Source organism: Leyella stercorea, assembly GCF_019052365.1.
Classification (GTDB): Bacteria; Bacteroidota; Bacteroidia; order Bacteroidales; family Bacteroidaceae; genus Prevotella.
In genome coordinates, this window is record NZ_JAHQUY010000192.1 from 1 (window position 1) to 494 (window position 494).

At 45.1% G+C, this 494-nt stretch carries 1 protein-coding gene; it reads right to left on the reverse strand.

Translation table 11 applies throughout. The features are described from left to right. Window positions 1-494: site-specific integrase (locus tag KTQ90_RS13570; protein ID WP_217318858.1), on the reverse strand; the 494-nt coding region annotated here is incomplete at both ends.

Genomic DNA, 494 nt, shown 5'->3' on the forward strand with positions numbered 1-494 from the left:
TTGGAGAGGCAAACCGAGGTTGCGAACGAGTGCCTTGAGACATGCCAGGAAAGTGGCTTGGTGATACCGCATTTCTTTCCCAATCTTTTGAGCGAACGCAGACAACTTCTATAAGGTGGTACAGGAAAGACTCTTCCATCCTTGCACAATCCACGATATTTCTCCATTATCTGCTTGGGATAGTCAAGCAACTTGATGTCGGCTTCCGTTCCTGTCTTCTGTCGGTGGATAACAATCCACTCGCCATCGTCAAAAAATGTCTTGATGTTCTCTTCCTTCAAGTTGTACAGGTCAATGAATGCGAGACCTGTGAAACAGCAGAATAGATACAAGTCACGCACCAACCCCATATGCTTTCTGGTGATAGGAGTTTCCATCAACAGGTGAATTTCTTCTTTTGTCAGAATCTCCCTTGTTGTTTCCTCGTTCTTGTACTCGTATCGTCTGAAAGGGTCTTTGACGAGCCACTCGTTATCAATCGCCCGAAAAATCAT